The sequence below is a fragment of the Clostridium sp. 1001271st1 H5 genome (assembly GCF_005845215.1).
Lineage (GTDB): Bacteria > Bacillota > Clostridia > Lachnospirales > Lachnospiraceae > Enterocloster.
Genome location: NZ_SPHO01000001.1, coordinates 73201 through 98364 on the forward strand (window position 1 = coordinate 73201; position 25164 = coordinate 98364).

The 25164-nt window shown below is 51.3% G+C and carries 19 protein-coding genes; 17 read left to right on the plus strand and 2 right to left on the minus strand.

All coding sequences use genetic code 11. The annotated features are described in order from the left end of the window. The first annotated feature begins 6 nt into the window (after nt 1-6). A complete protein-coding gene (locus FGS84_RS00305) occupies nt 7-1398 on the plus strand; it encodes an MATE family efflux transporter (RefSeq protein WP_138305757.1) in 1392 nt (463 codons plus the stop codon). Here FGS84_RS00305 and FGS84_RS00310 read toward each other — a convergent pair. Next, a complete protein-coding gene (locus tag FGS84_RS00310) occupies nt 1391-3073 on the minus strand; it encodes a phospholipase D family protein (RefSeq protein ID WP_138305758.1) in 1683 nt (560 codons plus the stop codon). The two genes, FGS84_RS00305 and FGS84_RS00310, sit on opposite strands and share 8 nt — an antisense overlap. Before the next feature lie 116 nt (nt 3074-3189). On the opposite strand from FGS84_RS00310, the gene FGS84_RS00315 reads away from it, so the two are divergent. Further along, a complete protein-coding gene (locus FGS84_RS00315) occupies nt 3190-4821 on the plus strand; it encodes an amidohydrolase (protein WP_138305759.1) in 1632 nt (543 codons plus the stop codon). A 153-nt stretch (nt 4822-4974) separates the two neighbouring features. Here FGS84_RS00315 and FGS84_RS00320 read toward each other — a convergent pair whose 3' ends face one another. Beyond that, nucleotides 4975-5418, minus strand: a complete 444-nt coding sequence (locus FGS84_RS00320) for an Hsp20/alpha crystallin family protein (RefSeq protein ID WP_138305760.1) — start codon at nt 5416-5418, stop codon at nt 4975-4977. A 331-nt stretch (nt 5419-5749) separates the two neighbouring features. Between FGS84_RS00320 and FGS84_RS00325 the strand changes: the two genes are divergently transcribed. The 15 genes from FGS84_RS00325 (at nt 5750) to FGS84_RS00395 (ending at nt 25106) form a co-directional block, all read left to right on the plus strand. Then, a complete protein-coding gene (locus FGS84_RS00325; protein WP_138305761.1) occupies nt 5750-10360 on the plus strand; it encodes a hypothetical protein in 4611 nt (1536 codons plus the stop codon). Nucleotides 10361-10726: 366 nt separating this feature from the next. Beyond that, nucleotides 10727-12022, plus strand: a complete 1296-nt coding sequence (locus FGS84_RS00330; protein ID WP_138305762.1) for a serpin family protein — start codon at nt 10727-10729, stop codon at nt 12020-12022. Nucleotides 12023-12132: 110 nt separating this feature from the next. After that, the gene (locus tag FGS84_RS00335) at nt 12133-13215 is read left to right on the plus strand and encodes a LacI family DNA-binding transcriptional regulator (RefSeq protein ID WP_138305763.1); all 1083 of its coding nucleotides are present in this window, start codon (nt 12133-12135) and stop codon (nt 13213-13215) included. 333 nt (nt 13216-13548) lie between these two features. After that, nucleotides 13549-14877, plus strand: coding sequence for an extracellular solute-binding protein (locus FGS84_RS00340; protein ID WP_138305764.1), 1329 nt, complete (start codon nt 13549-13551; stop codon nt 14875-14877). An 85-nt stretch (nt 14878-14962) separates the two neighbouring features. After that, nucleotides 14963-15910 carry a sugar ABC transporter permease gene (locus FGS84_RS00345; protein ID WP_138305765.1) on the plus strand — a complete coding sequence of 316 codons (948 nt, stop codon included), beginning with the start codon at nt 14963-14965 and terminating at the stop codon, nt 15908-15910. Next, complete coding sequence (locus tag FGS84_RS00350) at nt 15907-16746, plus strand: carbohydrate ABC transporter permease (RefSeq protein ID WP_138305766.1); 840 nt, start codon at nt 15907-15909, stop codon at nt 16744-16746. Before FGS84_RS00345 ends, FGS84_RS00350 begins: the two co-directional genes overlap by 4 nt. Before the next feature lie 10 nt (nt 16747-16756). Beyond that, nucleotides 16757-17878 (plus strand): enolase C-terminal domain-like protein, encoded by a 1122-nt coding sequence (locus FGS84_RS00355; protein ID WP_138305767.1) that lies wholly within the window; start codon nt 16757-16759, stop codon nt 17876-17878. Beyond that, the gene (locus FGS84_RS00360) at nt 17875-18618 is read left to right on the plus strand and encodes an SDR family oxidoreductase (RefSeq protein ID WP_138305768.1); all 744 of its coding nucleotides are present in this window, start codon (nt 17875-17877) and stop codon (nt 18616-18618) included. Before FGS84_RS00355 ends, FGS84_RS00360 begins: the two co-directional genes overlap by 4 nt. An 83-nt stretch (nt 18619-18701) precedes the next feature. Then, entirely contained in the window at nt 18702-19367 is a 666-nt protein-coding gene (locus FGS84_RS00365; protein ID WP_138305769.1) for an RraA family protein, read from the plus strand. Between the two features lie 32 nt (nt 19368-19399). Next, the gene (locus FGS84_RS00370) at nt 19400-19735 is read left to right on the plus strand and encodes a UxaA family hydrolase (RefSeq protein ID WP_330640989.1); all 336 of its coding nucleotides are present in this window, start codon (nt 19400-19402) and stop codon (nt 19733-19735) included. Nucleotides 19736-19746: 11 nt separating this feature from the next. After that, nucleotides 19747-20979 (plus strand): UxaA family hydrolase, encoded by a 1233-nt coding sequence (locus FGS84_RS00375; protein ID WP_138305771.1) that lies wholly within the window; start codon nt 19747-19749, stop codon nt 20977-20979. Beyond that, nucleotides 20972-21742 carry an SDR family NAD(P)-dependent oxidoreductase gene (locus FGS84_RS00380; protein WP_138305772.1) on the plus strand — a complete coding sequence of 257 codons (771 nt, stop codon included), beginning with the start codon at nt 20972-20974 and terminating at the stop codon, nt 21740-21742. Before FGS84_RS00375 ends, FGS84_RS00380 begins: the two co-directional genes overlap by 8 nt. After that, complete coding sequence (gene uxaC / locus FGS84_RS00385; RefSeq protein WP_138305773.1) at nt 21732-23135, plus strand: glucuronate isomerase; 1404 nt, start codon at nt 21732-21734, stop codon at nt 23133-23135. Before FGS84_RS00380 ends, uxaC begins: the two co-directional genes overlap by 11 nt. Before the next feature lie 239 nt (nt 23136-23374). Next, nucleotides 23375-24292 carry an orotidine-5'-phosphate decarboxylase gene (pyrF, locus tag FGS84_RS00390; RefSeq protein ID WP_138305774.1) on the plus strand — a complete coding sequence of 306 codons (918 nt, stop codon included), beginning with the start codon at nt 23375-23377 and terminating at the stop codon, nt 24290-24292. A gap of 19 nt (nt 24293-24311) precedes the next feature. After that, nucleotides 24312-25106 (plus strand): dihydroorotate dehydrogenase electron transfer subunit, encoded by a 795-nt coding sequence (locus FGS84_RS00395; RefSeq protein ID WP_138305775.1) that lies wholly within the window; start codon nt 24312-24314, stop codon nt 25104-25106. Nucleotides 25107-25164 lie beyond the last annotated feature (58 nt).

The following is a 25164-nucleotide window of genomic DNA, read 5'->3' on the forward strand; positions in this document are numbered from 1 at the left end:
AAGAAGATGAACCAAAGTGCAGTGAAAAGCCGGGAACCGGGTAAACAGGTCAGAAAGCGGATTGATTTAACGGAGGGAAAACCGGGAAGAAGTCTTCTCATGTTTGCCCTTCCCATGATACTGGGAAACCTGTTCCAGCAGTTCTACAATATGGCGGATTCCATGATTGTGGGCAATTTTGTGGGCGAGGATGCGCTGGCAGCCGTGGGCGCTTCCTATGCCCTGACCAATGTGTTCATTATGATTGCCATAGGAGGAGGAAATGGCGCGTCGGTACTGACCTCCCAGTATCTGGGAGCCAGGCAGCACGGAAAGATGAAAACCTCCATTTCCACGGCCCTGATTACCTTTCTCTTTGTAAGTATCCTGCTGGGAAGCGCCGGATTCTACCTGAACGGGCTCATACTGGAATCTCTTAAGACGCCGGCCAATATCATGGGCCAGGCAAAGCTTTACCTGGGAATCTACTTCCTGGGAATGCCGTTCCTGTTCATGTACAATGTTCTGGCCGCCATATTCAACGCCATGGGGGATTCCAGGACGCCGCTGTATCTGCTCATATTTTCCTCCATACTGAACGTATTCCTGGACATCATATCCGTTACCTGGCTGGGGATGGGCGTGGACGGCGTGGCCATCGCAACGGTCATGGCCCAGGGAATATCCGCCCTGATATCCTTCAGCATCCTGATGAAAAAGTTGAAGGGATATGAACAGGAGGAGGGGGATGGCTTCAGGCTCTATGACAGAAGCATGTTAAAGGCAGGAACCAGAATCGCGGTGCCGTCCATTCTCCAGCAGTCCATTGTATCCATCGGAATGCTGCTGGTCCAGTCCGTGGTTAATGGGTTTGGTTCCGCTGCCCTGGCCGGTTACTCCGCGGGAAGCAGGATTGAATCCATCTGCGTGGTGCCCATGATTGCAACGGGCAATGCAGTGGCCACCTTCACGGCCCAGAACATCGGCGCCGGGAAGATGGAACGGGTGAAGGAAGGATACAGGGCCAGCTACGGCATTGTGGCAGGATTCGCTGTTATCATTGCTGTGATAGTGGCGCTGTTTAACGGTCCCATCATAACCTCCTTCCTGGGAGAGGGAATGAGCCGGGAAGCCTTTGCAGCAGGCACGGGATACCTGTCCTTTATTGCATATTTCTTTGTGTTTATCGGCATGAAGGCGTGTACGGACGGAGTCCTCAGAGGTTCCGGGGATGTGCTGGTATTTACCATTGCAAATCTGGTGAACCTGACCATACGTGTCTATGCGGCCTTCCATTTTGCGCCTGTATGGGGCGTGGCAGCCGTGTGGTACGCGGTGCCCATGGGGTGGATTGCCAATTACGTCATATCCTTCAGCCGTTACCTTACAGGAAAATGGAGGGAGAAAAAAGTTATATAAGGAATCGGAAGGGCTGCATCACAAAGCCCACTGCCTTCCAGGCAATTCTCTTATACACCGGGACATCTGCAATAATCAGGTGTTCCGGTATTTCATAGGTTCCGTCCGGCAGAAGGCGGCGGCAGTCCTCCTGATAGGAGGCCATGTATTCCTCCAGCAGGGCAGCCAGCTCCGGACTCTGGATAACCAGCATGAGCTCTGTGTCCATGTAGGTGCTGCGCAGGTCAAAGTTGTAGGAGCCCACAGCGCAGAGCTCATGGTCTATGACAAGGGATTTGCCGTGGTAGGAGAGACCGCCGTCATACTCCAGAATTTCCATGCCTGTGTCCAGAAATGCATCCCTGTGAAAGGGATAATCGCTGGAGGCAAAGAAATTATCGCCGTTTTCAACGGAGTTTATCATCATGGTTACCGGTGTCCGGTCTGTGATTTCCTTCATGGTTTCATACATATAATCATTGAATATAGCATAGGGAGTGTGTATCAGCACACTCTCTTTTGCATTCTTCATAAGGACGGACATGGTATGGAAGACCACAGGCTCCTTTGCGTAGATGCCGGTGGGATTGGATACCAGGGTGATTTTTCCTGTGGGAACCGTGCTGGTTTGGTAATAATCCAGGGCCCTGGACTGGTTGGCGGTCAGAAGGAGGGAAGGGGGCGCGGCGTCTGCCTTATCTGTGCCTGCCGTCTTATCTGTGCCTGCCGTCTTATCTGTGCCTGCCGTCTTATCTGCGTTCCCCGGTCTGTCTGGCCCCGCCGGATAGCCGTCATCGTTAATACTGGAATCCAAGGGCAGGGCCGGACATCCGGGCTGGCCGGGAAGGGCGCTGCAGCCGGCGGAATCCTCCCCGTCATCCAGCAGCTCCGGGTAGTTCATGGCCAGGACCTTGTAGCGTTCCCGCAGCATGGCAGCCGCATTCCGTACCGAAGCTTTGGCTGCCGTCCTTTCATCGTCATGGAACAGGACGGTTACATCCAGATTCCATACCTTCTCAAAATAATCCTCCACCTGGTACAGGGAGCTGTCCCTTCCCTCATCCGTCCCGTGGCCTGTATTGTAGACCAGGACTTCACGGTCATGGCTTCTGGAATCCGTGGGATAGGAGCCGATGAAATAATCAAAGGTGTTGCGGCCGCCGAGAATATACCCATAGTCATCCACAATCACATACTTGTCATGCATCCTGCCCTGGGTCTTCCATGGAAGCAGGGGATTCATCTTGTTGTAAATCTTGATTTCTATGTTTGGATGGCTGGAAAGGGCGCGGAAAAGTTTGCTGGGCTCCATGCGCACCAGGCCGGAGAAACCGTCTACTAGTATCTTCACCCTGACTCCCTGGTCAGCCTTGTGAAGCATGACGGCCATCAGGTCCCTGGGACTCTCTCCGTCCCTGAAGTCAAAGGTGGACAGTATGATTTGCTCCCTGGCCAGGTTCATGAGACGCATCCGTTCATCCCATGCGCTCTGGTTGGTTTCCAGTATCATGGCGCGGTCGCCGCTGGTTCCCTCCTGGCAGAAGCCGGCGGCAGACACCGCAGCGTTTGTTTCCCGGGAAATAGGTTTATAGTGACAGAAAGGCGCCGTGGCCCCAATCACCAGATACAGAAGTATCAGGAAAAAGAGTGAGGGGACAGGGTGCTTTTTCATCCATGTAATACACCTGCGTATCATAAGAAACTCCTTTTATGTGCATACTTTTAGTGATAATATTGGTATTATGAATCGTGATATAGGTACTATACTAAGAAAAACAGGGAAAGTCAATTCACAGAACAGGAGGACAGGACATGGCGCAGACGCTTTACTATAACGGTACCATTCTTACCATGGAGGACAGGTGTCCCCGGGTGGAGGCCGTGCTGACAGAGGATGGAAGAATCCTGGATACAGGGACATGGGACAAGGTAAAGGAACGGGCAGGGGATAAGGCACGCAGGCTGGATTTGCAGGGCAGGATGATGATGCCGGGCTTCATAGACGCCCACAGCCACTTTACGGCCTGCGCCAGCCATACCATGGAGGCAGACCTGGGCCGGGCATGCAGCTTTGAGGATATCATAACATGTATCCGGCAATACATTGCGGACAAGAAGATTCCGGCGGGAAAATGGGTCACGGCATCCGGTTATGACCACAACCGTCTGAAGGAGCACAGCCATCCCGGCAGGAAGGTGCTGGACCAGGCAGCACCTCAGAACCCGCTCATACTGAAACACCAGTCCAGCCATATGGGAGTGTTCAACACCATGGCCCTCAACCTGCTGGGCGTCACCGGACAAACCCAGGCGCCCCAGGGCGGCGTTATAGAGATGGAGGAGGGACTGCCAACCGGATATATGGAGGAAAATGCATTCGTGGGTTACCAGGGCCGTATTCCCATGCCCTCGGCAGAGGATTTCCTGACGGCCTATGGCCGCGCCCAGGAGCTTTATGCTTCCTGCGGAATCACCACGGTCCAGGAGGGATTGATGGCCGGACAGCTGATACCCCTGTACCAGATGCTGCTGAAATCAGGACTTTTAAAACTGGATTTAATTTCTTATATGGATATCCGGGACAGTGATGCCATCCGGGAGACATTTTCAGACCATATAAAGGACTACAAGGGGCATATAAAGCTTGGGGGGTATAAGATGTTTCTGGACGGCTCTCCCCAGGGAAGAACGGCCTGGATGCGGACGCCCTATCTGCCGGAAGGGCCCGGGGCAAAAGAAGATTACTGCGGCTATAATACCCTGGAGGACAGCCAGGTAAAGGCGGATATCCTGAAAGCAGAGCTGGAAGACATGCAGCTCCTGGCCCATTGCAACGGGGATATGGCGGCAGAGCAGTATATGGACCAGATGGAGGCAGCATACAGGGAGCTGGATGACGGAAAGAGAAGAAAACCTGGATTTTACAGGGGGGATATCCGGCCGGTGATGATTCATGCCCAGCTTCTGGGGCCGGACCAGCTGGCACGGGTAAAAAAGCTGGGAATCATCCCCTCCTTTTTCCTGGCCCATGTGTACCACTGGGGAGATATCCATGTCCGCAACTTTGGCCAGGAACGGGCCGGCCGCATCAGTCCGGCGGCCTCGGCCTTAAAAGAAGGGGTCCGTTTCACCCTGCACCAGGACAGCCCGGTTATCATGCCGGATATGCTGGAGACACTGTGGTGCGCAGTGAACCGGCGCACCAGGGAAGGCATGGTGCTGGGACCGGAGGAACGCATTCCGGTATGGGATGCGCTTAAGGCAGTGACGGTCAATGGGGCATACCAGTATTTTGAGGAAAATGAAAAGGGAACCGTTACACCTGGAAAAAAGGCGGATTTTGTGATACTGGAACAGAATCCCCTGGAAACAGAGGCAGATGAGATACGGAACATCCGGGTGCTGGCCACCATCAAGGAGGACCGGCTTTTGTGGAAAGCATAGAAAAATAAATGATACAAGAAACAGGAGGGGACAAACAGAAGAGGACAAGCAGATGGGGGTAAAAAAGGATGCAGCCGGGAAGGGGGGATTCCCGGCTGCATCCGCTATTAGGGATAATATATATATAAAAGGAGTGTGGGCTGTCAATGATGATTACAGAATGTCAATATACTTTGGCGTCTCTTCTACCTTCGGCGCATCCTTCGGCACCTGCAGTCTCAGGATACCGTTCTCAAACCCGGCCTTGATATCTTCCTGGCGAATCTGCTCGCCCACAAAGAAGGTTCTCTTGCATGAACTGGTATAGCGCTCCTTGTGAATCAGGGTACCCTTGTCATCCTTGTCCTCGCTGGACTTGGTTATCTCTGCGCTGACAGTCAGGTATCCGTCCTTAAGCTCTGCTCTGATGTCCTCCTTCTTAAATCCGGGAAGTTCAATCTCCAAAATATAGTTTCCATCCTTCTCCAGAATATCGGTGCGCATCACCGGAAGCTTCTTGGCATCCTCGTTTTTTTCGGAGGCGCTGGTAAAGAATGGGTCATTGAAAAAGTCATCAAATAAATTAAGTCCGTAATTTCTTCTTGGTATTAACATCATCGTTATATCCTCCTCGCTCATAGAACTGATTGTTTTCATTTGCTTTATGTCTGTATTATAGCACGATTGTTAGCACTGTCAAGAGGTGAGTGCTAATAAAATTATAAAAAAAGTATGAAAAGTATGAACAAATAAGTATGAAGTGAAATTAGATGCCTGCAGAGCAATTCTGTGAAGCCGGCTATGAGGTCAATTTGCGTTAAATATTCAAAATTGATAAAAATATTCGATTAATTCATGGTTAGTGATAATTAACCTCGACTATATGGTAGGTTAATTTTTTGATTTTTGATACAATTTAAGGGCAAAATAAAAGAGGAGCGGTAAAAGGATGCAGAGAAAAAAGTTGAAAATGCTGACAGCGGCAATGGTACTATCCATGCTGTCAGCCACTGTGGTGCCCTACGGGGCAGAAAACCCTGAATCCGGGTCATGGAAAAGAGCGGGAGCCAATCAATCGCTATGGCGCTATGAAAGGGACAGCGGAAATTATGTTAGGAATAACTGGTTCAAGGATAAGGATGGAACATGGTATCATTTTGACGGGGCCGGTTACATGCAGACAGGATGGTTCTACGGCCCTGACGGAAGGACCTTTTATCTGGCGGGAGATGGCTCCATGGCCACGGGATGGAGAAAAATTGCCAATGGACCGGACGGGGAGAAGTGGTATTATTTTGATGCCGGCGGCGCTCTTGCAAAGGGCTGGCTGAAAGACCAGGCAAACGGAAAGTGGTATTATCTTCTGTCAGATGGTTCCATGGTAACGGGGTGGAAGGCCATAGACGGCAGATGGTATTATTTTAATCCTTCCGGGGACATGGCGTCGGATGGACTGACACCGGACGGATACCTGGTGGACGCCAGCGGAGCCTGGGTAGATGAAAACAGCGTTCCCCTGACAGCTGACCCGATGCCGGGCGGCTCGTCCTCAGGGAGCGGCTCGTCCTCAGGGAGCGGCTTATCCTCAGGGGGCGGTTCATCTTCCGGGGGCGGTTCATCCTCAGGGGGCGGTTCATCCTCAGGGGGCGGTTCATCTTCCTCCGGGGGCGGTTCATCTTCCGGGGGCGGCACATCTTCCGGGGACGGCTCGTCTTCCGGGGACGGCTCGTCCTCGGGGGACGGTTCACCTTCAGGCGGTAATTCATCCGCAGGCAGTTCAGGCACAGATGACGGACAGGAGAATCCACCGGAGCAACAGGATATATTCTATATATCCAAGAGCGGTGTCATGAATATAGAGCAGGTCTATTACGGGGTTCTGACCTTGCAGCAGGGAAACGGGGACGATTATGATTTCATCCTGAACGGACACAGCTTTGTCCCCTCCCCTGTCAATGATGAGCAGACTATTGTGAAATTCGAGGTTAATCCCACAGAGCTGTCAGAGGTTACAGCTGTTTCCAGAACAGATGAGGAGCTGAAGCAGACCGTACGGATTGGGCAGGGCGCAAATCCATTTACAGGAGTCATTGAAGGCGAATCACCGGAATACGTACTGGCTTCCGGTCCCGTGGATTATTTTGACTATTTCCTGACAAATTACGATATGGACGGCAACCCAAGGATGAACCCGGGAAAATCCACCTTTGCCACCGGCGGGGGAAATGGGGATGCTGATGTTGCGGAATCTGTAAGAATGTATTCCCAAAGGACTCTGGTAGGAGAGGATATAACCATTAAAGTTGAGGACACGGATTATGCCAGGGAGTGGCTGAGCCATATTTATAAGGTGCAGAAAGATTATGGAATGTCTGCGGAGGGAAGAGCTGATTTGGAGTTCAGGGTCAGAAACGGAAGCATTGAGATTGTGGGTACCAGCCGGGCCATTGACGGACGGAATCAGAAACACGATCTTGTCATTAAGTCCCAGGGTTATCCTGATATGCGCACTACCATTGAAACCATACGCAAGGCAGGGGACCTGGTGCTGAACGGCGATTTCCAGTATCTGGCCGGACAGGATTTACTGTTTGAGCTGAAGGAATTCAATTATGCGGTAACCAACCCCATTTATGCGGTGTATCTGGACGGAACCCTGCTGGAAGGCGGTTGTGTGGATTACCATGTGGTGTCAGGGATGGTGCGCCTGGAAAATGAATGCCACGCCAGGCTGACGCCGGGAAGCCATGAACTGGTCATTAAAGCGGACGGGTTTGAAGATTATATCAAGACCTTTGTGCTGGAGACAGCCCTTCCGGGCCAGCAGAATCCGGTATGGGGCGGTGATGAAAGCCAGCTGGAGACATATTCCAATGAACGGATTTTAAGTACTGCAGATTATGGACTGGATGCAGTGTCCTCTGCCAGCATCAATCCGGGTACGGGCAGCGGCGGTTCCGGCAGCAGTTCCGGCGGCAGCTCTGGACTTGCTATCCGCGGCAACATTATATTTGAATTTGACCTGGTGGCCAACGCAAAGATATTGGCAGCAGTGGAAATGCCTACCCCAGAGTCCTCAGAGGTCATAAGCTGGTGGAACTCACTGGGTAAGGATGGGGCTTTCTGCAAGGACGGACAGGATAAACTGGTTGATTATACATACTTTAAGAACCATTGCGGCATTCAGGGAAGCGGATACCGCACATTCCAATCTGTTTACAGCAATCCGCCGTCCGGTGCGGTGTATGTGAACCGTCCGTATGATGTGAAAAACATGCTGGAGGATGGATTGCTGGGAGAGACATACCGTTTCATGGATGCCACCGGCATACCGGCTCCGGCCCTGGCAGCTGACCTGGTATATGAGGGTCAGGATATTGTAATCAGGTATACGCCGGATGAAAGAAACAGGGATTGGCCGGATAAGATTCAGGGGATGACTGCGAACGGCTATGCACCTGTATCACCGGAAGATTTTACAGTCAGCCGGGAGGATAATACCATTACCGTGAAGGTAAATGCGCCTCTTGGAAATGGGGAACACACACTTACCATATATGGGGACGGCTATGCACCTGCATCGGTGAAGGTGAGAATCACAAAGGAAAACACAGGCAGTTATGAGATTGTCAGGGATAAGGATGGAAATGTGGTGATTTCCGGACTTGCCTCTGAACATGCGTCTGCATTGACAGGTGTATCCCTCAACGGAACATCCCTGTTTACGGATTCACAAGTGGGCGGCAGGAACGGAGATTACCATCTGACCGAGAATATCCTCACCCTGAGAAGTAAGCTGTTCAGTCAGGACAGCCAGGACGGCTTATACACGGTAATCCTGTCCGCCAGCGGGTTTAATGATGATATACTTCAGTTCAGATTATCCCAGCTGGAGATTTTGGACCAGACAGGCGCTCCGGCACCTGAATATGTAAAACTGTCTCCAGACCAGACCTGCAAGCCTGGTGAGCCTGTCACCATTTCCTTGGATGCGGGAACATCTGCCATCTCGCCTTACGGAGAGAAGATGACGGCGGTATTGGTAAATGGCATTCCTGTGGAAGGAAATCATTTTACTAACTGGGATAAAAATGAGTACGAGATTCCGGGCAGTTATTTTCAGCAGCCAGGTACATATGTTATTACAATTCAGGCAGAGGGGTACCTGGATAAGGTTCTGAGTACTGAAATCAGGGATGCTGTATTAGCGGAGAAAGAGGCCCCGTCTTATGTTGGCATTGATAACAATGTATACGGCCATGGCGTTCTGGATCAAGCGGAGATAGAAGCAGGTCAGAAGGTACAGATTAATCTGTCTGACTGGAGTGACGAAGCATATCTGAATGCCTTTACAGGCATGACACTGCATCATGGGGACGAGGATTGGGCATACCACAGGGACAGCCTTGGGATTGAAGGTTTTATGGGTAAATATTTCATATGGGATTCATTTGAGGAAAGCGGGACATATGAATTAACGCTGCATGCAGAAGGATATGAGGACAAGGTCCTGGTTGTGACCGTGCCCGGAAATGGGGATGTTGAAAAAGAGGTTCCGCCTTGTGTGGGAATAGACGACACTGCGTACGGCAACGGCATTGTGGATGAAATCAGCATAACAGAGGGCGGAAGGGTGAAAATTCTTCTTTCGGATTACGGCGAGGAAACATATTTGAATGCATTCACCGGAATGACAGTGGAATATGAGGGCGATAGCACTGAAATAGAAGCAGGGGATTTGGCAGTCAGCGGATTCTGGTCAAAAGGATTTACATACAGTGAATTCAAAGCAGCCGGGATATATGAGCTGACCCTGCATGCAGAAGGGTATGAAGATAAACTTCTCATTGTCACGGCGGAAGAGAAGGAAAAGGCCAAATCACCGGTAGAAATACCGGCAGCCGTACAGAAACCGGCAGAAGACACAGTGATTGATTCTGTGCCTGAAAATGCTGAGGCTGAGGCTGAAAATGGAAAGGATGGAACCGGAAACGTGAAGCCTGATGGCGGAAACAGCGGTTCCGGGGACGCGGAGAACGGTTCCGGAACTGAGGATGGCGGTTCCGGGGATACGGGGAACGGTTCCGGAAATGGAGAGAACGGTTCTGGAAGTGAAGGGAATGGCTCCGGAAATGGAGAGAACGGTTCAGAAAGTGAAGGGAATGGCTCCGGAAATGAAGAGAACGGTTCAGGAAATAAGGAGAATGGTTCAGGAAATGAAGAGAACGGCTCTGGAAATGAAGAGAACGGTTCAGGAAATGAAGGGAACAGCTCTGGGAGTGAAGGGAACGGTTCAGAAAATGAATGGGACGGTTCTGGAACTGGAGAGAACGGCTCTGGAAATGAAGGGAACGGCTCTGGAAGTGAAGGGAACGGTTCAGGAAATGAAGGGGACGGTTCAGGAAATGAAGGGAACGGCTCTGGAAGTGAAGGAGGCGGCTCTGAAAATGAAGGGAACGGTTCTGGAAATGGAGGAAACAGTCCGGAAAGTGAGGGGAACGGTTCAGGGAGTGAAGAAAACAGCTCCGGAAATGAAGAAGCCGGCTATAAAAGGAAGTAGTCCCGTGAGTAAAGGACACGGCTCCGGCAATGAGAAGAATGGCTTTGGATGCCAAACCACCTAAATAAGTCAAACTACGCCAGAAGGTGCTGCCGTATTGCTGCAATCATTGCAACCATAGGCAGCGCCTTTTATGCCGTAAATTATTTTCAGCCGATTAATCGGACGAACAGAAACCCCTTAAGAACTTCAGCGAAAAAACATAGAACCGTAAGCAGGGATTAAAGTAAAACGTGGCAGGATATGGTAAAGTTATCGTAGGCTTTCCGTTGGGCTTGGAAATTCAGTATGCTGCATACCCGTTCTGGCTCTGAAGCAATGCAAAGACCTAATCTCTGACGCAGCCATTATATTGGGAGGGAAAACATGAAACAGTCAAGAAAAACCAAGAAGAATCATTCAGCAGGCGCATGGCTTGGGGCCGTCATTTTCCTGTCCGTACTCACAACCGGATGCGCTTCGAACCGTCTCCATCAGGGCGCCCGGGAGCTTACAGGGAACCTGCCGGAGGAAAAAGTGGTTACAGCAGATATTATGGATTCATCCTATGAACCCATAAATCCCAGAAAAGAACTTACGGAATTTTCCCTGGAGCTGATGCAGGAAAATCTGTCCAAGGACAATTGCCTGATTTCGCCCCTTTCCATTGTTTCAGCCCTGGGGATGACTGCAAATGGGGCAGAGGGGGACACGCGCATGGAAATGGAACAGATGATGGGTACGGACGCAGCTGTCCTCAATGATTATCTGAAGGCATATACGGATGCCATGCCTGACAATGAAAAGCACAAGGTCAATATAGCCAATTCCATATGGTTCAGGGACAGCGGCAGCCTGACCATAAATCAGGATTTTCTTAAAACCAGCAGGAATTACTATCATGCGTCCATATTTGAAGCCCCTTTTGACACAGGCACAAAGGATGACATCAACAATTGGGTCAGGAGGGAAACCAACGGTATGATTCAGAAGCTGATGGAGGAAGCGCCGCCCCGGGATGCTGTTATGTATCTGGTCAATGCGCTGTCCTTTGACGGGGAATGGCAGAAAATCTATGAAAAGGACCAGATACACCAAGGGAAGTTCCGCGGGGAAAACGGAGAGCTGCAGCCTGCAAAGTTCATGTATTCCACGGAGGCAGCCTATCTCGAGACTGCGTACGGGACCGGATTCATGAAACCATACGGGGACAGCACGTATGCCTTTGCCGCCATCCTGCCCAATGAGGGGGTGGAGATGGACGAACTTCTGGAGAAGGTAAAGGAAGACGGGCTGACAGACCTTCTGGGACAATTCCGGAATAAAACCGTCTATGCCAGGATTCCAGGATTTACGGTGGAATACAGTGTGGTTCTCAACCAGTCCCTGATGGAATCAGGCATGAAGGATGCATTTGACAGCAGGAATGCAGATTTTTCATCCATGGCCCATTGGGATAATGGAAATATTTATATAAGCAAAGTGATTCATAAGACCAGGATTGATGTGGATGAAAAGGGAACAAAGGCAGGGGCAGTGACAGCCGTTGAAATGACGGAAGGCAGCGCCATACGGACGGAGGAACCAAAGGAGGTTTTCCTTGACAGGCCGTTTTTCTATATGATTATAGATACCAGACAGAATTTTCCTCTTTTCATGGGATGTCTGATGCAGATGGAATAAAAACAGATTTGCTGCCGCCAGGCTTGAAAAAAAGCGGAGGATTGTATAAGATATATCTTAAGGTTTGTTTTAACTATAATCTGACCTGCTGAGAAAACGAGGAAAACCACATGAAATCACAGATAACCATGAAGGATATGGCACAGCATTTTAATGTGTCCCTTAATACAATCCATAAGGCAATTTACGGAAAGCCCGGAGTGAGTGAGGCCACCAGGAAAAAAATAGTATCCTATGCAGAGAAAAACGGCTACAGGCTGAACGCCATGGCTTCCATGCTGAAACGGAAACATATGAAAATAGCAGTATGCCTGCCCAGGCTGGACCAGGACAGCAAATATTTCTACAGCTATATCTGGCAGGGGTACAGGAGATATCTGGCGGAGCAGAGCGAATATAACCTGGAGATTCAGGAGCTTGCCTATGAAAAGGGAGCGCTTTCCCGGACCCTGGAAGATTTGTGCGAAAGGGTGAAGAACGGGGAGGAACTGGATGGCATTCTGACGGTTCCGCCGGGAGACGAAAAGGGAATCTGCGCGGTCCGGTATTTCACGGAGAAAGGAATGCCCGTGGTCTTTGTGACAGAAGACCAGGACCGGTGCGGCCATCTGGGAACCGTGGTAGGGGACTATTACGCGGCTGGACAGCTGATGGCGGAGCAGGCATGCAATCTATTGGCCGGGGGAAGACGTATTCTCCTGATGACCGGGGACCCCTATAAGGATTCCCATTATCTGGTGGCAAAAGGGTTCCATGAATATATGAGACAGGAAAAAAAGGAATGCTCCATTGAGGATTTATACGGCTATTATGAACTGGACCATCTGGATAAAACCGTACAGGATATTCTGGAGAATCGTCCTCCGGACCTGATTTGCTGTGTGTTTTCCAGGGGGAGCGCCGTCCTGTACCGGGCACTTAAGAAAAGCGGGCAGGCAGGTAAGATTCCAGTCATTGCAAGCGATGTGTTTGATGAGACAGTGAGGGCCTTAAAGGAGGGCACCTTCACCAACCTTGTGTTCAAGGACCCCTATAAACAGGCTTATCTTGCTATCAAGATGCTTTATGAGTACCTGCTTATGGACAAAGAGCCGGCGGAAAAGGTACGCAGGGTGGAGATAGTACTGATATTTAAGAGCAATGTAAACTATTATTGGGAAAATATAAAGGATATGCAGTACATGCGGACCTGAGTTCCATACGAATTTCATATTGACTGAAGGCTGAACGGCTTCCCGGTTGGGGCGGCCGTTTTTTTGCGTTTGAGGTTTATGATATTTTCACAAAGATAGGGAAACGTTACTTCGACAAACCATTCGACAAAATAGACATGCGCTGTATCTGCTTTGCCGGACGGACCTGTTAAAAACATGTTAATAACACAATAGAATAGCAAAAAACTACTCTTAAATTATGCAATAATGACAAAAAAATCCCCTTTGGTATCTTGACACCATTCTAATTATATAGTAAGATAAGAACACAATAAGGGAAACGTTTCACTAAAAAGTATCAGGAGGTTTACTATGAAAACAAGGAAAGCATATTCTCTGGCACTGGCAGCCGTCATGGCATCATCCGTACTGTGGGGCTGCGGTTCTTCCTCATCCGGCTCGGGAACCGCGGCGGAGAAGTCCTCTGACAGCAGCACAAAGGAGGCGGGAGGCCAGCAGACCCTGCGGGTAACGGTTCAGGCGTGGATGATGGGAAAGTATGATTTTGAGAGGATTGCAAAGGAATTTGAGGAAGAGAATCCGGGCGTGAAAGTAGTCTATAACCAGGTGGACAATGTGGACGTGACCTCCAGCATGCTGGAGTGGTCCCAGGGAAAGACAAACTGCGATTTGGCCTTGGGAGGCGACCGTTCCGAGACAGTTCCTTATGCTGCCAATGATTACGTGGTGGAGTTTACGGACGAGAATTTCTTTAACGGGGATTATACCAGGGATAAATTCATTGATTCATTTCTGGAAAGCGGAAATGCAGACGGGGTACAGTACATGATTCCGCTGCTGGGTGAGGTCCTGGGCTGCGTGGTGAACATTCCCATGATGGAGGAGGCCGGCTACATAGCGGAGGACGGCTCTGTCATTGCACCGGCAGACTGGAATGAGATGTATGAATACGCAAAGAACCTGACAAAGGACGGGCAGACCGGCCTGGCCATTGACTGGGGCAATAACATGGCGGTAAAGGCATACGACGCATGTATCATGGGAACTAATGCAAGTCTGTACGAAGCGGACGGCAACACGCTGAATTTCACGGCCGGGCCTGTGAAGAACATGCTCCAGGTATGGCAGGATTTGGTAAGGGACGGATACACCACCACAGATGTATTTGCGGACGCTGACGCCAACAGGACAAACTTTAAAGCGGGAAGAGTGGCCATGCACATTGCTCCGGCTTCCAGGTGGATTGAGGCCGGAGAACTTCTGGGGGCGGAGAATGTGGGCGTTATGCCCATACCGGGCACTGACGCCAATGGTTCTGTTTCTTACATACACGGCGCTGTGATTCCAAAGGCATCTGAAAATCAGGAGCTGGCCATTAAGTTCATTCAGGATAAGCTGCTCCAGGAACAGTTCCAGACAGACTCCATGAACTCCTACGGCAAGATGTCGCCCATGAAGGCCCACTATGAGGAGCTGGATAACCCATATTGGCCAACTGTTCTTGATTTTACGGAAAAAGCAACCACCCCTCCGCTGTACAAGGATTACACAAAGCTGGATACCAATATGCAGATAGAGCTTCAGAAGATGCTCTCAGGGGATTCCACGGTAGATGATTTTTCTGCCAATATGAGTAAGTTCATGACGACCATTGACCTGAGTACAGGAATGAACAAATAAAATCAGTCAGCAGGCCGGTCCAATGACAGCATTACCATTGGCCGGTTTTCCTGCTGGTTCCAGATGAATTAGGATGAGGTGGAATATGGGGAATAAAAGAAGTGTGGGCGTACAGCTGAAAAAGATGCTGCCCGGCTATGCATTTGCCGCTCCGGGGGTTATATTTGTGGCTGTTTACATGGGATATCCCCTGGTGCGCTCGCTTTACCTGAGCTTTACCAATTACAATTTTGCGTTTGATAAAAAACCGGTATTTGCAGGCCTTTCTAATTTTGCAAAGATGTTTACGGATGCGTACTTTATGGATTCGCTGAAAAACACAGTGGTATTCTCACTGCTGTTTTTTCCGTCCATCATGGTTATCTCCCTGATAATTGCCATGCTTCTGGATAAGGGCGTCAGGGGCTCGGGAGTATTCCGGACCTGCGTATTCGTGTCCATGGTGGTTCCGCTGTCCCTGACCGGTATTATTTTCCAGTGGATTTTAAATAATCAGTACGGCCTTCTCAACAGCGTGCTCAGGGAAGTGCTGCACCTGGATTCCTGGGCCCATAACTGGCTGGGAGAGGGGAAGTGGGCCATGTTTTCCATAGTGATAGTCAGCTTGTGGAAAAATATGGGGATGCTTGTAATCTTTTTCATGGCAGGTCTTGCAGGCATTCCGTCGGACATCATTGAATCCGCCAAGATAGACGGAGCCAACGCATTCCAGAGGATTTTCAGGATTATTCTGCCGAATCTGAAGGAAAGCTATGTAATCTGCGGCCTGTGGGCCATCATCCAGTCCGTGAAGGTATTTGAACAGCCATTTGTCATGACAAACGGAGGACCGGGCACATCCACCCTGGTTCTTTACCAGTATACATGGATGAACGCATTTAAATATTATGAGATGGGCTATGCGTCTGCCATCGGTTATTTTATGGGAGCCGTTATCCTGATTCTGTCATGTATCAATCTTTACATCAACAGGACAAAGGATGAGGATGAAGTGAAGCGGAAAAAGACGGGACAAAGGAGGAACAGGGCATGAATATTAAGAAAAATGCAGGCAATATAACCGTGTTCATACTGCTGCTCATCATATCCTTTATCTTTATCATCCCTTTCATATGGACGATGCTTACCTCGCTGAAACCGGATGAAGAGATATACTCGTCAGTCCTTACTTTTCTTCCTGTTAATCCCTATGCAGGGCACTATACAGGCATTTTTACAAAGCTGGGAAATTTCTTTAAGTATTTCTCCAATTCCGTTGTGGTGTCCTTCTGGAGCGTGCTGTTCAATGTGCTGTTTGCAGCCACACTGGGATATTCCTTTTCCAAGTTCCAGTATTGGGGCAGGGACCTGTTTCTGGGCTTTGTTCTGTTAATCATTACGCTGCCCTATGTCATTTACCTGATACCGATTTATATTATGCAGTCGCGTTTTGATTTGATTGATACCAGACTGGGACTCATACTTCCGTATATCGCCACCAACCTGCCTATGTCCGTGTTCATTATGAGGGGGCAGTTTAACGGTGTTCCCAATGAGATGATGGAGGCAGCCAGGATAGACGGGGCGGGCCAGTGGCAGACCTTCAGCCGCGTAATGCTTCCCATTGTGAAGCCTGGCATTGCCACGGTCATCATCATGACGTTTATTTCGGTGTGGGGAGAATTTACCTATGCCAGAACCCTGTGCACCACGGCTAAGTCCCAGACCCTTGCAGTGGGTATTACCTTTCTGCGGGATGAAGCGGCCTCTTGGCAGTACGGTACATTAACAGCAACCATTATCCTGTCCCTGATTCCTGTGCTGGCAATCTTTTTGTCCATGCAGAAATATTTCATCAAGGGAATCATGGCAGGGGCAGTGAAAGGATAGGAGACAGCGCATGAAAATCATTAAATTTGAGACCTGGTGGGTAAAACGCAGCAAATGCCTGTTTGATGAAAAGCGCAAGGGCAAGAGCAGCATGGACTGGGATGTGGTAGTGCTTAAACTGACCACGGATAACGGAATCGAGGGAATCGCAACAGCCCTGGCAGCGCGGTCGGGACGGGTGACGGAAACCTATCTCCACGATAACATTGCCCCGGTGGTTCTGGGCGCATCCCCCTATGACCGGGAAAGGATATGGCATGAGCTGTGGAACATTGACCGCCACCTCACATTTTTCCCTGTCTATCTGCCGGGGCCGGTGGATGCGGCCCTGTGGGACATCTGCGCCAAGGCAGCAGGACTGCCTCTCTATCAATACATTGGCGCTTACCGGCAGACCCTGCCCGTGTATGCCAGCGGCCTGTTCCATGAAGACCCGGAGGAATATGTGCGGGAAGCCCTTTACTACAAATCCAGGGGAATCAACTGCTATAAGGCCCATCCCTCCGGTCCCTGTGAGCTGGATATGGAAATCCATGAGAACATACGCAAGGCAGTGGGGCCGGACATGAAGCTCATGAGCGACCCTGTGGCGGAATATACCCTGGAAGAGGCAATCCGGGTGGGAAGGCATCTGGAAAAGCTGGGATATGAATGGCTGGAAGAGCCTTTCCGCGATTTTGAACTGAATAAATATACACAGCTGTGCTCTGCCCTGGATATCCCCATTGCCGCCACGGAGACAACCAGAGGCTGCCACTGGGGCGTGGCCCAGGTCATTAACCAGAAGGCGGCGGATATTGTAAGGGCGGACGTATCATGGAAATGCGGCGTCACCGGAACCCTGAAAATCGCCCATCTGGCGGAAAGCTTTGGAATGCAGTGCGAGATTCATACCACGACCATGAATTACATGGACCTGGTCAACCTCCATGTTTCCTGCGCCATACGCAACTGCAGATATTTTGAGTACTTTGTGCCGGAGGAGGATTTCATGTTTCCCATGAAAGGACTTCTTCCCATTGATGATAAAGGCATGATTACGGTTCCCGATAAACCGGGAATCGGCGGGGAGCTGGATTGGGAGCTGATTGAACGGAATTGCGTCTCCTACCAGACGGAGGTATTTGAATGATGGAATTGGCGGGAAAGACAGGAATCATTACAGGCGGCTCCAGCGGGCTTGGGTTTGCCACGGCCAATGTTCTGGCGGAGGCAGGGGCTGCGGTATATGCCGTAAGCCGGAGCGGCAGGCCTAAGGCGGATGGCGGAGCCAGCCATGAACGGGTCATTCATATGGCGGCAGATGTAAGCGATTATAAGGCGATGGAGAAGATAACAGAAGAAATAGGCCGTGAACACGGCATTGATTTCCTGGTAAATAACGCGGGAATCACAGTGAAGAGTCTGGCCCAGGATGTGTCGGACGCGGACTTTGAAACAGTGCTCCGGGTAAATGTAAGCAGCGTATTTAAGCTTTGCACCCTGTGCTACCCCTATCTCAGGCAGTCGCCCCGCAGGGGCAGAATCGTGAACATCACTTCCATGGCAGCTCATCTGGGATTCTCGGAGGTGGTGCCCTACTGCACCAGCAAGGGAGCCGTGCTGTCCATGACAAGGGGGCTGGCGGTGGAATGGGCTCAGGATGATATCAATGTAAACTCGGTAGCGCCGGGGTGGTTTCCGTCGGAGATGAGCCGCAGGGTCATGGACGAGGAACGGAGGCAGAAAATACTGGCCCGGATGCCGGTCCATTGCTTCGGGAATCCCAGGGATATCGGCGCCATGGTAAAGTTCCTGGTGTCGGATGAGTCGGAGTATATAACGGGCCAGGATTTCGCTGTGGACGGCGGAGCGCTGAGTTTCGGTTATTGACAGAGGGAGGCTGCGCAGAACTGCCAGTGCGCGGAGGCGTGGGTGCGCAGCTGCGCGGCTGCAGTTAAATAGGAGGAAATAGAATGAAGCTGTGGAATGATGAACATGAGAAATTTGCCCTGATGAAGGAAAAACTCTACACGCCCGTGGTAGGCGACATACTGGACGGACTGGGATATTATCACCAGTTTCTGCCCCAGGATATCCGTCCCCTGCGGGAGGATATGAAGCTGGCGGGAAAGTGCATGACCGTGCTGATGACAGATGTGTACGGCCCCCAGAAAAAGCCCTTTGGGTTTTTGACAGAGGCGCTGGACCAGCTGGAGGAAAACGAGATATACATTGCTTCCGGCGGAACCAAACGCTGCGCCTACTGGGGGGAACTTCTGACCGCCACGGCCAGGACCAGGAAGGCGGCCGGCGCTGTTGTAAACGGGTGGCACAGGGATACGCCCCAGGTGCTGTCCCAGAACTGGCCTGTGTTTTCCTGCGGCTGCTATGCCCAGGATTCCAGCGTCCGCACCCAGGTAGTGGATTTTCGGTGCGATATCGAGATAGGGCAGGTTAGGATTCACGACGGGGATTTGATTTTCGGAGATGTGGACGGCGTCCTGGTTATTCCAAAAGAAGCAGCGGACCAGGTACTGGAGAAAGCCCTGGAAAAGGCTGCCGGGGAAAAGACCGTGAGGAAGGCCATCGAGGAAGGCATGAGCGCTACGGATGCATTTGCAAAATTCGGTATTTTGTAGAGGAGGGGGACAGCAGCCGGATGGATGAAACAATGGAGATAAGACAGCGGGCATTTCAGATTGAAGAAATAGACAATGTGGCCACGGCTCTGGAGGAGCTGCCTCCCGGTCCGGTAAGGCTTCTGGGCGATGTGTGCAGGGCGGAGACAGAGGCTGTACAGAAGATTCCAAAGGGCCATAAAATCGCTCTCCGGGACATGGCGGCCGGGGAGGATATCATTAAATACGGGGTCCGCATTGCCAGGGCTGTAAAGGACATAAGGGCCGGAGAATGGGTCCATCTTCACAATATCCGCAGCGTGTACGATGAACGTTCCAGCCACCTGGACGTGATGACCGGAGCGCCTAAGGATACCAGATATGAGTAGGAGGCAGGCGGATGGATAACCTTAAGAAGGAATACAGCTGGATGGGCTATGTGAGGAATAACGGCGCAATGGGAATCCGCAACAAGGTGCTGGTCATCTACACCGTGGAGTGCGCTTCCTTTGTGGCCAGGGAAATCGTAAGACTTGCAGGGGACCCGGAAACAGAGGTGGTTGGTTTTTCCGGGTGCACGGATAACGAATATGCGGTGCGCCTTCTGATTGCCCTGATACGCCACCCCAATGTGGGGGCTGTTCTGACCGTAGGTCTTGGATGCGAGTATGTGCAGCCGGAATGGCTGGCGGATATAGCCGGAAAAGAGGGAAAGGAAGCTGCCTGGATGTTTATCCAGCAGGAGGGAGGAACCAGGAAAACCATTGAAAAGGGGCTGGCTGCCGTGGGACGGATGCGGGAAAAGCTGAAGGAAACCAAGAGAAGGCCCATGGGAATCAGGGATTTAATCATAGGGGCAGAGTGCGGGGGGTCTGATTACACCAGCGGACTGGCCGGAAATGTGGTGGTGGGACGGTTGTACGACCGGCTGACCGACATGGGAGGCACCGCTGTTTTTGAGGAAATCGTGGAGGCTGTCGGTCTGAAGGAGCTGCTGGAGGGACGGGCTGCAGATGAAAAAGCCAGGCAGGAGATAGGGGATACATACGATAAGGCCCTGGAATACTGTAAATCCGTGCGCCAGTATTCGGTCAGCCCGGGCAACTTTGCAGGAGGGCTGTCCACCATTGAGGAAAAGAGCATGGGCGCCCTTGTTAAGAGCGGAAGCAGGCCCATACAGGGAGTCCTTAAGGTGGGGATGAAGCCGCCCCACCCCGGTCTGTGGCTGTTAGATTCCACGCCCGACCCATACTGGATGCAGTTCGGAATCACCAATCCCAATGACAACGAGGGACTGATGGATTTGATTGCCTGTCACAGCCATATTGTGTTTCTGGTAACGGGCCGGGGAAATGTGGTGGGCTCTGCCGTTTCCCCCTGCATTAAAATCACGGGCAATTCAGCCACCTATAAGGCCATGGAAGAGGACATGGACTTTGACGCGGGACCGGTGCTGGAAGGGCTTTGCACCCAGGATGAGATGGCAGAAGCCCTGCTTGGACTGGTGGCAGAGGTGGCTTCCGGCACAAAAAGCAAGAGCGAGGCGCTGGGCCATAAGGAGTATTTCATACCATATAAATATCAGGACAGGGACGTAGTTAAAAAATGCGCAGGAGGCATAGGCAATGTTTGATACAGGTAGTTATTTTTCATTAGAAGGACAGACTGCAATCGTGACAGGAGGCTCCACCGGACTGGGGCTTGCAATCACCAGGTGCATGGTGGGCGCTGGGGCAAAGGTGGCGGTGCTCAGCTATGAGAGCCGGGAGCAGGGACAGGAAGCCCTAAAGGAGTTTGGGGGAAAGGCTGTGTTTTACCAGTTTGACATCACGGACACGGACCACACCCGGGAGATGGCTGACAGGATTATAGCGGAACAGGGACCTGTGTCCATCCTGGTGAACAATGCCGGAAACCACTGCAAGAAATACATTGAGGACATGACGGTGGAGGATTACGTCAATGTGCTGAATGTACATCTGGTAGGTGCTTTCGCGCTGACAAAGGCATTATTTCCCCATATGAAGGAGCAGGGGAAGGGAAGCATCCTGTTCCAGGCCAGCATGACCAGCTACATTGGCCAGCCCCAGGTGGCGGGTTATGCCACGGCCAAGGCAGGCTATCTGGGCCTGGTGCACACCCTGGCAACAGAAGGCGGTCCTTACGGGGTGCGGGTCAATGCCATTGCCCCGGGATGGATTGACACGCCTATGTTCCACAAGGCCACGGACGGGGACACGGTCCGTCTTGGAAAAATCCTGGGACGGATTCCCATGCAGAAGGTGGGAACCGTGACGGATATAGGCATGGCTGCTGTGTTTTTATGCAGTGATGCGGCCGGATACATATCAGGCACCTGCCTGCCTGTGGATGGGGGTGCTCTGATTGGGTTCTGATTGTTTTTCAGAGGAACTTCTTTTGACAAACCCCACGGGAAGCAGGCTGTACCACAGCTATGCGGAGAAGCTGCCCATAGTGGATTACCACTGCCATCTGGTGGCCAGAGAAATCTATGAAAACAGGGAGTTTGAGGATTTGGGGGAAATGTGGCTGGCCCATGACCATTATAAATGGAGGGCTATGCGTACATTTGGAATTGGTGAGGACTATATTACCGGCAGCAGGAGTTACTATGAGAAATATATGGAATTTGCCCGGATTATGCCCTGTCTTGCGGGCAACCCCCTCTATATATGGTGCGCCCTGGAGCTGAAACGGTATTTTGATATTGAGGAGCCCCTGGGGCCGGACAATGCAGAGGAGATTTACCGGCGAACCAACCAGAGAATCAGGGAGCTTCACATGACGCCCAGGTGGTGCATGGAACGGTCCGGGGTGGAGCTTTTAAGCACCACGGAGGACCCGGCGGACAGCCTGGAATACCACTGGAAAATGAAGGAGGAGGCTGCCTTTAAAACCCGCATACTCACAGCGTTCCGCCCTGACAAGGCATTTTACTGCGAGTGGAAGACATTTCCGGATTATATAAAAATACTGTCAGGGGCAGCCGGGCAGGAAATCGTGGATTTCCCCTCCCTGATGGGAGCCCTGGAACAGCGTCTGGCCTGCTTTGCGGAATTCGGAACAACGGTCAGCGACAACGGCATTGCCGATATTGCGTGGGAGGATTACACTGCGGACCAGGTGGAGGATGTATTCCGGAAAGCATTGATGGGGGAGGACTTATCACGGAAAGAAATAAGCAGGTATAAATCCGCATTTATCATTGAGATGGCAAAGCTTTACAAAAAATACAACTTTGTGATGCAGCTGCACATCGGAACCTATCTGGATGCCAATCACAGAAAGGTGAGGGAAATAGGGCCGTCCACCGGCTTTGACTGCGTGGACGATTCCACGGCCGTAAAATCCGTGGGGCATATACTGGACCGGCTGACAGAGCTGGATGAGCTGCCAAAGACCATTCTGTACCCCCTTAATCCGGCACAGATGGAGCCATTTGCCATTCTGGCGGCAGGCTTCTGCGGCGGCGCGGTAAGGGGAAAGGTCCAGCTGGGGGCTCCCTGGTGGTTTAATGACCAGCCATGGGGCATTATGCGGCAGTTTAATGGGGCGGGAAACCTGTATCCCCTGAGCCTGTCCGTTGGAATGCTTACGGATTCCAGAAGTTTCTTAAGCTATCCGCGCCATGAGCTGTACCGCCGCTGCCTTTGCAGCTATCTGGGGGAGCTGGTGGAACGGGGGGAATATTTCTCCGGTGAAAAATACCTGAAGGATGTGATAGAAGGCATCTGCTACAGGAATGTAAAAGAATACTTTGGATGGTAAGCGCATGGCTGTAACCGGGATGGCGGTCATCGCGGAAGCAGCATCAAATGTCCGCCGTACAGGAACTGATATTGTATCATGTGTTCCTGCGCGGCGGTTTTTGTGTTTTATGGGAAGGCGGGGCCTGCGAAAATAATTGCAATACTGGAATATCATTCCTTGAAACAAGGTACTTTATATGTTAAAATGGGGAAAGAATTTATGCAAGGTGCAAAATACTCTTAACAAAGGAGAACATTATGATAAGCCAGTTAATTGAAAAAATAAAGAAAACCAATGCCCCAATCTGCGTAGGACTGGACCCCATGCTGTCCTATGTGCCGGAACATGTGGTTAAAAAATCCCTGGATGCATACGGAGAGACACTGGAGGGGGCAGCTGATGCCATCTGGCAGTTTAATAAGGAAATTATTGACCATACCTCTGACCTGATTCCGGCTGTAAAGCCGCAGATTGCCATGTATGAGCAGTTTGGAATTGAAGGACTGACGGTATATAAGAAGACCGTGGATTACTGTCATGAAAAAGGGCTGATTGTCATTGGCGATGCGAAAAGGGGCGATATCGGCTCCACATCCGCTGCCTATGCAGCTGGCCATCTGGGCAGGGTGCAGGTGGGGAGTAAGTCCTTAAGCGGATTCAATGTGGATATACTGACTGTAAACCCATATCTGGGAACAGACGGCGTAAAGCCCTTTGTGGATGTGTGCAAGAGCGAGGACAAGGGACTCTTTGTCCTGGTCAAGACCTCCAACCCATCCAGCGGTGAGTTCCAGGACCGCCTTATTGACGGAAAGCCCCTGTATGAGTGGGTGGCTGCCAAGGTGGAAGAGTGGGGAGCCGGCTGCATGGACGGTGAATACAGCAATGTGGGAGCTGTGGTGGGAGCCACCTATCCTGAGATGAGTAAGATTCTGAGAAAGCTCATGCCCCGCACCTACTTCCTGGTACCGGGATACGGAGCCCAGGGAGGAACTGCCGCTGACCTTAAGCATTGTTTCAACCAGGACGGACTTGGAGCCATTGTCAATTCCTCCAGAGGAATCATTGCAGCTTATAAACAGGATAAGTATAAGAACTTTGGACCGGAGCATTTCGGAGAGGCTTCCAGACAGGCAGTGATTGATATGGCTGCTGATATCGGCAGCGTACTGTAAGAGACAGGAGATTCATGTTATGGCAAAAGTAAAAATGACAGCAGCCATCACGTTCCAGGAACAGCTGGCTGCCGATATATACGATATGAGGATAAAAGCGCCTGAGATAGCAGAGACAGCGGTTCCGGGCCAGTTTGTATCCCTTTATTCCAAAGACGGGGCAAGGCTTCTTCCGCGCCCCATCAGCCTGTGCGGCATTGATAAGGAAAAGGGGGAGCTGAGACTGGTATACCGCATTGCAGGGGAAGGGACAAAGGAGTTTTCTGAACTAAAGGCAGGCCATACCATTGATGTCCTGGGACCCCTGGGCAATGGATTTCCCTTAAAAGCCGGCAAAAAGGCATTTCTGATAGGCGGAGGCATAGGCGTTCCCCCTATGTTAGAGCTGGCAAAAGCCCTTTATGGGCTGAATGCAGCCGGGGAGGGCGGTCTGGTCCAGTCCGTGCTGGGATACAGGGACAGCCAGATGTTCTTAAAGGATGAATTTGAAGCATACGGTCCGGTATATGCTGCCACAGAGGACGGCAGCTCCGGCACCAGGGGCAATGTACTGGATGCTGTCCGCGAACAGGGCCTTACGGCGGATATCATTTACGCCTGCGGCCCCACTCCCATGCTCCGCGCACTGAAGGCATATGCGGCTGAGAAGGGGCTGGAGTGCTGGCTTTCCCTGGAAGAGAAGATGGCCTGCGGCGTGGGCGCCTGTCTGGCCTGCGTGTGCCAGTCCAAAGAGGTGGACGACCATTCACAGGTACACAATAAACGTATCTGCAAGGACGGTCCGGTGTTCCGGGCAGAGGAGATTGAGCTGTAAGAGCATCCGGCTGGATGGGTCCGGCGAAATGCGCCCGGAGGCGGGAAGGTCCGGCAGG

Bases quoted from the DNA above. Each gene is read 5' to 3' on its own strand.
- FGS84_RS00325 (WP_138305761.1), top strand. From the start codon at position 5,750: ATGCAGAGAAAAAAGTTGAAAATGCTGACAGCGGCAATGGTACTATCC.
- FGS84_RS00310 (WP_138305758.1), bottom strand. From the start codon at position 3,073: ATGATACGCAGGTGTATTACATGGATGAAAAAGCACCCTGTCCCCTCA.
- FGS84_RS00315 (WP_138305759.1), top strand. From the start codon at position 3,190: ATGGCGCAGACGCTTTACTATAACGGTACCATTCTTACCATGGAGGAC.
- FGS84_RS00320 (WP_138305760.1), bottom strand. From the start codon at position 5,418: ATGATGTTAATACCAAGAAGAAATTACGGACTTAATTTATTTGATGAC.
- FGS84_RS00375 (WP_138305771.1), top strand. From the start codon at position 19,747: ATGGATAACCTTAAGAAGGAATACAGCTGGATGGGCTATGTGAGGAAT.
- FGS84_RS00335 (WP_138305763.1), top strand. From the start codon at position 12,133: ATGAAATCACAGATAACCATGAAGGATATGGCACAGCATTTTAATGTG.
- FGS84_RS00345 (WP_138305765.1), top strand. From the start codon at position 14,963: ATGGGGAATAAAAGAAGTGTGGGCGTACAGCTGAAAAAGATGCTGCCC.
- FGS84_RS00340 (WP_138305764.1), top strand. From the start codon at position 13,549: ATGAAAACAAGGAAAGCATATTCTCTGGCACTGGCAGCCGTCATGGCA.
- FGS84_RS00360 (WP_138305768.1), top strand. From the start codon at position 17,875: ATGATGGAATTGGCGGGAAAGACAGGAATCATTACAGGCGGCTCCAGC.
- FGS84_RS00365 (WP_138305769.1), top strand. From the start codon at position 18,702: ATGAAGCTGTGGAATGATGAACATGAGAAATTTGCCCTGATGAAGGAA.
- FGS84_RS00350 (WP_138305766.1), top strand. From the start codon at position 15,907: ATGAATATTAAGAAAAATGCAGGCAATATAACCGTGTTCATACTGCTG.
- FGS84_RS00355 (WP_138305767.1), top strand. From the start codon at position 16,757: ATGAAAATCATTAAATTTGAGACCTGGTGGGTAAAACGCAGCAAATGC.
- pyrF (WP_138305774.1), top strand. From the start codon at position 23,375: ATGATAAGCCAGTTAATTGAAAAAATAAAGAAAACCAATGCCCCAATC.
- FGS84_RS00395 (WP_138305775.1), top strand. From the start codon at position 24,312: ATGGCAAAAGTAAAAATGACAGCAGCCATCACGTTCCAGGAACAGCTG.
- FGS84_RS00370 (WP_330640989.1), top strand. From the start codon at position 19,400: ATGGAGATAAGACAGCGGGCATTTCAGATTGAAGAAATAGACAATGTG.
- FGS84_RS00380 (WP_138305772.1), top strand. From the start codon at position 20,972: ATGTTTGATACAGGTAGTTATTTTTCATTAGAAGGACAGACTGCAATC.
- FGS84_RS00330 (WP_138305762.1), top strand. From the start codon at position 10,727: ATGAAACAGTCAAGAAAAACCAAGAAGAATCATTCAGCAGGCGCATGG.
- FGS84_RS00305 (WP_138305757.1), top strand. From the start codon at position 7: ATGAACCAAAGTGCAGTGAAAAGCCGGGAACCGGGTAAACAGGTCAGA.